General features: G+C 62.5%; 8 protein-coding genes. 3 read left to right on the forward strand and 5 right to left on the reverse strand.

The window, feature by feature from the left end; translation table 11 throughout:
* Positions 1-5: 5 nt before the first annotated feature.
* Complete coding sequence (locus SAB01S_RS01995) at positions 6-1,028, reverse strand: DUF2493 domain-containing protein (protein WP_062731454.1); 1,023 nt, start codon at positions 1,026-1,028, stop codon at positions 6-8.
* A 74-nt stretch (positions 1,029-1,102) separates the two neighbouring features.
* On the reverse strand, positions 1,103-1,567 hold the full coding sequence (locus SAB01S_RS02000; RefSeq protein ID WP_062731455.1) for a DUF736 domain-containing protein: 465 nt from the start codon (positions 1,565-1,567) through the stop codon (positions 1,103-1,105).
* A gap of 189 nt (positions 1,568-1,756) precedes the next feature.
* On the opposite strand from SAB01S_RS02000, the gene SAB01S_RS18360 reads away from it, so the two are divergent.
* The 3 genes from SAB01S_RS18360 to SAB01S_RS02015 all read left to right on the forward strand — a co-directional run bounded on the left by SAB01S_RS18360 (position 1,757) and on the right by SAB01S_RS02015 (position 3,937).
* Positions 1,757-1,933, forward strand: a complete 177-nt coding sequence (locus tag SAB01S_RS18360) for a hypothetical protein (protein WP_245646381.1) — start codon at positions 1,757-1,759, stop codon at positions 1,931-1,933.
* Positions 1,934-2,063: 130 nt separating this feature from the next.
* On the forward strand, positions 2,064-2,963 hold the full coding sequence (locus tag SAB01S_RS02010; protein WP_245646382.1) for a TIGR02391 family protein: 900 nt from the start codon (positions 2,064-2,066) through the stop codon (positions 2,961-2,963).
* Between the two features lie 293 nt (positions 2,964-3,256).
* Complete coding sequence (locus tag SAB01S_RS02015; RefSeq protein ID WP_062731458.1) at positions 3,257-3,937, forward strand: hypothetical protein; 681 nt, start codon at positions 3,257-3,259, stop codon at positions 3,935-3,937.
* 48 nt (positions 3,938-3,985) lie between these two features.
* Here the strand turns inward: SAB01S_RS02015 and SAB01S_RS02020 are convergent, their stop codons facing one another.
* The 3 genes from SAB01S_RS02020 to SAB01S_RS18735 form a co-directional block, all read right to left on the reverse strand.
* A complete protein-coding gene (locus SAB01S_RS02020; protein ID WP_157078245.1) occupies positions 3,986-5,650 on the reverse strand; it encodes an ATP-binding protein in 1,665 nt (554 codons plus the stop codon).
* Positions 5,651-5,734: 84 nt separating this feature from the next.
* The gene (locus tag SAB01S_RS18580) at positions 5,735-6,667 is read right to left on the reverse strand and encodes a hypothetical protein (protein WP_218016138.1); all 933 of its coding nucleotides are present in this window, start codon (positions 6,665-6,667) and stop codon (positions 5,735-5,737) included.
* The coding region (locus SAB01S_RS18735; protein WP_245646383.1) for a hypothetical protein at positions 6,655-6,838 on the reverse strand (184 nt) is incomplete at its 5' end. The genes SAB01S_RS18735 and SAB01S_RS18580, both read right to left, overlap by 13 nt.

Genomic DNA, 6,838 nt, shown 5'->3' on the forward strand with positions numbered 1-6,838 from the left:
CCACCTCACGCCGCTTGAGCGAGCGGTTGCACCGCACCGGGCCGCCGCAGCGCGCCCGCCGGTATCCCCGCCTCGCTCTTGCGAAAGGCGTGGATGGGTACGCTTGCCTTACGAAGCAGCTGATAGAGATTGGCCTGAAGCCCCGATCCCTCGCAGAGCAGCGCTTCCACCGGCTTCAATTCGACGAGCTTGCGGTTACGGTTGAAGGCAACCTTCTTGCCCACGCCATAAAGGCCATAGGCCACGAGCGGCACGCCATTGCCGGGACGCGCTGCCCATGCCGCGGCGATTGCGTCGCCCCCCTTGCGCTGTCCCGTCGTCACCAGCGTCATGTGGGGCAGCCGCGCCTTGATCTGATCGAGCCGGTCCCAGATAGGCTGCCAGTTCTCCCATTGCGCGGGACCTGAAAAAATAACGATAGGCCCTTGCGGGAGGTGTCGCTCGCGCGCGACCAGTTGCCGCTCGCGCAGGAAATCCTGGACCGCGATCTGGCTGGCAATGGAGACGCTCGATGCACGCGATCCCTTCGCCGGAGACCAGGGCCAGCCCGAGAGCGCCCGATACATCTCAGCGGCATAGTCACGCATGCATTCGATCGCATCGCGCTGCTCGGCGAGCGATCGGCAGAGAATCTGCTTTTCCTCAAGCTCGTTCGAATAGACTTCGCTCAGATCCGGTCTGCGGGCGAGATCGCCCAGTTCCTGGGCAACGGCATCCTCCCGCCGCTCGATCTTTCCTGCGACGAAATGGAAGGAATTGACGATGCCCCAAGCAATTTCCGGCGCGAAGGGTTCAAGCCGTGTACCGGTTAAGAGATCGAAGATGGCAGCGACGATCCCGCCGCATTCGGCTTGGGCCGCAATGGGTTCTGGCATATCATGTTCGCCCGGCTCATCGCCCGGTTCGATGATCGAGAGCGGCATGGGATCGCCGAACACTGCCTGGAATTCCGGGGTGGCGATGGCTTCTGCATAGAGGGTTTTGAGGTCGGCAAAGCGGTCGACGCTTGCGGGTCGCGTGCGGGTCATATCCTGCCCTTTCGGAATAGAAGAATGAAGGGGCCGGGAGCGCGAATGCCCCCGGCCAAAGGAGAGGCAAGCCGTCAGAAGGGAACCTCTTCATCGAGCGTATTGTCGGTCGCGAGCCCGCCACTCATGCCCGCCGTGCTGTCGCCAAAGCCGCCACCCTCGCCGTCGGCCGGATAACCGCTGCGCTCCGGCCGCGTCGTGGGTCCGAAGTCGTCGCGACGCTGGGGCCGCCGCCATGCGACACGGAACCCATCCTGCTCCGTCCCGAACAGTGCGATGGAGAGCGGCTCAGGCAGGCTCGGATCATCGATCGAACCCTGAAGGAAGGCTTCGCCGGTGGTGCGGGTGGCCACTGCTTCCCACAGGGCGCCGAGTTTGACCCAGCGATTGCCGACATTGAGCGCGATGATCTCGTAGACGGGGGCGCGTTCATGATTGCTCTGGACCGGACGCAGCCCCAGCCGCGGCAGGTCGATGGTGTTGGTTGCAATCCAGCCCTGGAGACGATCGTTGCGGACGTTGAATTCACCGATATTCATGGGACATTTCCTTTGACGTACATCGCTCTCGGACCACCCGAAGCGACACTCGCCAAAATCCCTCTCTCCTCTCTGTCCCGACCCATCGGCCGGCGCTGCCGCATGCGGCGAAGCGAAATGCTACCCCCCTTATCCCCGCTCGCTTGCAAACCCGATCGGCGCTATAATGCCATCATGGATCCCGAAACGATGCGAACCATCGCGCAGTTGGCGCGATCCCGCGCAGAGCTCGGAAGCTCTGCCGCTCACCGCGACGGCCTGGAGCGGCTGGGTGCCGCGCGCGCCCTTCGCCAGCTTGCAGCCGATCTTGACGCCACGGCTGAAGAGTTCGAACGCCATCCCCAGGATTTCCGTCCCCAGGACTGACCCCTATCCCGGTCGCACCGTCACCCGCGACCGCACCTTCGGCAGCCGATCGTAACCCGCAGGGCCGAGATCCGGCGCAGCCGGAGCTTGGTCGGAGCGGCGCTGCAAGCGCCGCGCAGATAGAGCGGCGGTGCCCGCGTCAGCGGGCAGCCGCCTGCCAACCTTCTTGCCAAAGCCAGATGCATCGCCTCTTGGCAAAACCGCCCATCTCTGCTGCACCTCACAAGCTATGGGACAGCTCTTTCAACAAGCCGAACTGGAAGCGATCGCCGGCGCTTTGGGCGACACCGCCGAGGGTCTTACCAATCCGGAGATCGGCAGACTGATCGAAACCTGTGCAATGGTCGATCCCGGCGCCATGACGAAGCGACACCGCATCTACCAGGCCTTCGCCGAATGTCAGAACCGCCTCCAGGATCGGACGCGGATTCTTGGCTTCATCCGGCATGCGATGAAGCCGGTGCGATATGCCCGAGAACCCCATCGCTTCGAGCCCATGCGCGCCAATCTCAACCGGGCACTGGCCTTTGCAGGGCTAGTCGTGACGGAAGCAGGCATGCTGCAAAAGGCTGAGCAGGCAACGACCCTGCCCGAGGCGCAGCGAAGGGCGCAGGAATTAAGAAGCGATCTGGAGACCCGCGGCGTCCATCCCGATGTTCTGCGCTTCTGCCGCGCAGAGCTTCTCACTGACAATTATTTCCATGCCGTTCTGGAGGCCGTCAAAAGCGTCGCCAGCAAAATCCGGGACAGGACCGGTCTTACGGATGACGGGGCAGCGCTTGTCGATCGCGCGCTGTCCGGCAATCCTCCCATGCTGGCCGTCAACGCGCTCGTGAGCGCGAGCGAGCGCAGCGAGCAAAGTGGTTTTGCAAACCTGGTACGCGGCGCCTTTGGCATGTTCCGCAATCCTACAGCGCATGAAGCCCGCATTCACTGGCCGATGACGAAGGCGGATGCCGAGGATCTGCTGTCCCTGGTTTCGCTGATCCACCGACGACTTGACGCCAGCCATATGCCGCCGCGCGTTTGAGTGATGTGAACGGAGCCGACGCAATCACCCTTGCCAGGCGCGATCGATATTTATATGCCTGTTCTCGGACTAGACACCACCGACCTGTCGCCGGGTCAAACGTCTGATACTCTTTATGGATATCACGCAACCCACCCGATGGGCTGCTGCGTAATCGGCGAACGGCATGCTCAAATCGGAGGTGTTACCTGTTCCAGCTTACGATCCCTGTTACCCAATCGACTCTCGATGCCACCAAGCTTGCGCTCACCAAGGCGCTCGGCGCTGTCAAATCGTCTCACCGGGCAGAGGCCATGGCGCGGGGCTTTGGCTTTCGCACGCATGCTGCATTTCTGGAGCGCGCGCGATCGGGACGAGCCGAGGCGGCCACAGTAGATGGGACGGCCTTTGCACAATATCTTGCCAGGCATGATTTCAACGTGGCGGGATCGACGCTTTACCGCGCGGCCGCGCAAGCCGCGCTCATCGGCGTCGCCGAGCGATTTCCTACCCTGACGGCGGCCGGCTTCGGGATGGGCCAGTGGCGATCCGACGAAACACCCCAGGAGCGGCGCGCGCGATTTGCACAGGATCGCGCCGACCTCGTCAGCGAATATGCCGCTGCGCCGTTCCTCGCGAGCCTCGCCTTCGTTTCGCGCGTAGAGCGGACGAAAACGATCCGTCCCGCGACAAACAGCTATTGGCTCAAGCACGTCGCCGAGGATTACGAGTGCACATATCCTGACGGCGAACCTCTCGGACCGGTCTATGTCCCTAATGGCCTCCTAATCGCCGCCGCCATTCATGCCGGCTTCGATGTGAAACCGCATAGGGACGACTATGGGCGAGAGAAGCTCAACGCAGGCTTCAACATGGCCAAGACGTCACTGTACGATCTCGATTGTGAGATACGACCGGACGGAGCCCGTGCACAGGACCGGCGCTGGGAAGAGGAACGGCGCGCGGCCAAACGATCAGGCTACACCTATTTGTAAAAACGGCGGCGACCGCGGCGACCCAGCAGTGCCAGACAAGGAACCGCATCACGGCGCCGCGGACGCCATGATGATTTCCACCGCTCCCCTCGTCACGGTCGCCGTCATGGTGCAGCCGGCCGGGACGAGCCAGGAGACATCGCGGCGGATCGCCTCGGCCAGCTGCGCCCTCAGGGCTTCTTCGTCGCCCAGCAGGATGGCGTTCGCCATGTGGCGCGCTTCCATCTGGAAGTCGGAGCGCTGGGTTTCCCAGCTGTCGGCGCCCCGGTCTTCATCCGGCGAAAAGAGGCTCGCCTCGAGAAGCTCTGCAAGCTCATCGGGGTCGATGGAAGCCTGATCGTCGACAAGGATCGTCGCATCGTCGATGCCATAGCAATCGACCGATCGAACCATCATCCGCAGGGGTGCCTCGCGGGTGCTGATTGCAGGTTCAGACCCTGCGGCCACGGCGATCGTCATTTCGAGGCGAAGGGCGGTGACCGAGCCTGTCTCGCGAGGCGAGGCAAGCTCGGCGTCATCGATCCACGTCTGAGCGCCGCCCCGCTTGAAGCCGAAGCGCAGGCTCGCAAGTCGTGGCAGCGCGTCATACCAGCTATAACCTTCGAAACCGCGCTCGGCACAAACCGCAGTTGCCCCGATGAGCTGGTGATCGTTGAGGATGGGCGCCGCGCTTTGCGCAACATCGGGTTCCTGGTCGGGCACAATGATCATGGCTTGGTCGCGCACGGCAGATCCCCTCAGTCGAGCATAGGGTTCGGCAGTCTCCGGCGTCCAGGCTTCAAGACAGGGCAGAGGCTCGGGCAGCATGATACCCAGCGCCCGCGCTTCACTCCATGAAGCATAGGAAAGTCGATGGTGGTCCTGGCCCAGGACCACCCGGTAAATGGCGCGCCGGCACGCATCCAGCAAAGCGTCCAGCGCCGGACCTGCGATCACCTCCTTCCGCGCGGGAAGCACAAGGCGCAGATTGGGCGTGTCGCGTATGTCGACCTTGACGGTCCATCCGCCTGCCCTGTCCACGTCACCGATATGCGGCAAATGGCAGTCTACGGTCAGCCCGTGAAAATTGAGGCGTCCTTGTCGGCCGATGGGCGCTTGCGCGCCTTGGAAAACGCCGATGACACAGCCTTCCCAATATTCGCAATAGACAGCGTCCGCGAGGAAGTCGGCACGGGCTAGAGGCTCTCCGTCAAGGAAGACCGGCAATGGGTAGAAGCGCGCGCAATCCGCCCCCGCGCCATTCAGCGCCGTCACCCATGTTTCGGGTGCCTCAATCAGAATTTGGGTTCCACGCAGGATGTCGCAGGCTTCTATCGGAAGTGCCCGCTGGTCTTCCCATGCCTCCGCCGGGACCACGACACGCCAGCTTTGGATACCGCATGGCGCAGAACGGATTTCAACCGAGCGCCCTGCAAGGCTGAAGACGCCCATGCCGGCAGGATCTTCATTCTGCCGCGTTTGCGTCGTCCAATCCGACCGACCGAGCGACAGAAGCACCGAAGGGTCGGCGATACCCCTTCCATCGTCGCGGATGCTCAGCATCGTCCTGTCGCCCTGTTCGACAAGGTCGATATCGACTCGCGATGCACCGGCGCGCCGCGCGTTCTGCAACAGCTCATGGAGGACGTCCTTCACGGTGCCGTTGAAGAGGCGCGTGACTTTCGTGATCGCTTCCTGGCTCACTAAGGAGCGTATAGTGGTGGGCAACGGCATGGGATCATCTCCTTCTTTGGCAGCACTGCGCGCCGCTTCCACACATCCCACTTCCCTCCTCGTCCCACCGCGCGATCACCAGGTTCAAACGACTGGGGATTGATGGAAGCGATCGAGCCAGCTTCGCATCGTCGGTCGGTTGTACAGGTCGATGCCGGCAGCCCGATCCTGGAAGGCCAGGAGATCATGCGGAGCGAGCCGCTCGATCGCCTCGATCTCTTCATGGGGCAACAAGGTCTCATCGCGGATGAACTCAGTCATCGCGCCGGGGCGTGCCTGAACGCCCCTGCAGCCTTGAACGGGCTTACGCCAGAGACCATCGACATTGCGCAGGCGTGGCTTCGCCCGCGCTTCGATCAGCACGATGAGCCGCAGAAGCTCAGGTGGAAGCGTTCGCACCTCGTCTGGCTTCATCGCGGCGCAGAAGAAACAGGATGATTTGACCGGCACCGGGAGACCTTCCTGGCCGATGCGCGCGACACAATCTGCGCGTGTCCATCCCCATTCCCGCAGCGGATAGCGGCAATGGAAACGAGGGTCGTCATAGCCCTCGCGATCAGCATAGCGCCGCGTATCGGCCGGCGAACAATCATAGCCGATCAGCTTTGTCACCCGCTCGCCTCGCGCCCATGTTTCAAGGGCTGGCGGCCAGTTTGCCGCCCAGCGATCCTGCGGCGCGATCTTCCATTTCGCGGAACAACTATGACGACCAAAGCTGATGGAGGGCAGTGTTCCGTTCGTCAGCAGATTTTCGAGAAGCGAATAATAAGGCGGCCAATGGCGGAACCGCTTGGGTTCGTAGCGCACCACATGGTTCTCAATGCCGTGATCATCCATCCAGGCGCGAAAGATCGGGACAAAACGATCCGTCTCAGGGCGCTCGCTCCCGGTATCAGCCATCAGCACGGCGTCAGGTGGCTCACCTCGGGCGATAAGCTCGATTATCATTGCCGTCGGTTCGACACCAGCGCCCCAGGCTGCGAGAACAGGTGACTGGCGCTTCATCACAAGATCCATGCGAGCACGGATGTCGGCTTGCCGGGCGGCGTGTCCGTCACACGCACGGGCTGCAACAATTCGCCCGTGGCGACGACATATTGCGTCGCGCCCGTGGCACAACGGAGGCGAGTTGCAAGCCGATAGGCATGTTCGAAGGACGCAAGACGCGCTCGCAAAGGTGACAATGTT

The sequence above is a fragment of the Sphingobium abikonense NBRC 16140 genome, from assembly GCF_001598335.1.
Lineage (GTDB): Bacteria > Pseudomonadota > Alphaproteobacteria > Sphingomonadales > Sphingomonadaceae > Sphingobium > Sphingobium abikonense.

Bases quoted from the DNA above. Each gene is read 5' to 3' on its own strand.
- SAB01S_RS01995 (WP_062731454.1), bottom strand. From the start codon at position 1,028: ATGACCCGCACGCGACCCGCAAGCGTCGACCGCTTTGCCGACCTCAAA.
- SAB01S_RS02000 (WP_062731455.1), bottom strand. From the start codon at position 1,567: ATGAATATCGGTGAATTCAACGTCCGCAACGATCGTCTCCAGGGCTGG.
- SAB01S_RS18360 (WP_245646381.1), top strand. From the start codon at position 1,757: ATGCGAACCATCGCGCAGTTGGCGCGATCCCGCGCAGAGCTCGGAAGC.
- SAB01S_RS02015 (WP_062731458.1), top strand. From the start codon at position 3,257: ATGGCGCGGGGCTTTGGCTTTCGCACGCATGCTGCATTTCTGGAGCGC.
- SAB01S_RS02020 (WP_157078245.1), bottom strand. From the start codon at position 5,650: ATGCCGTTGCCCACCACTATACGCTCCTTAGTGAGCCAGGAAGCGATC.
- SAB01S_RS18580 (WP_218016138.1), bottom strand. From the start codon at position 6,667: ATGGATCTTGTGATGAAGCGCCAGTCACCTGTTCTCGCAGCCTGGGGC.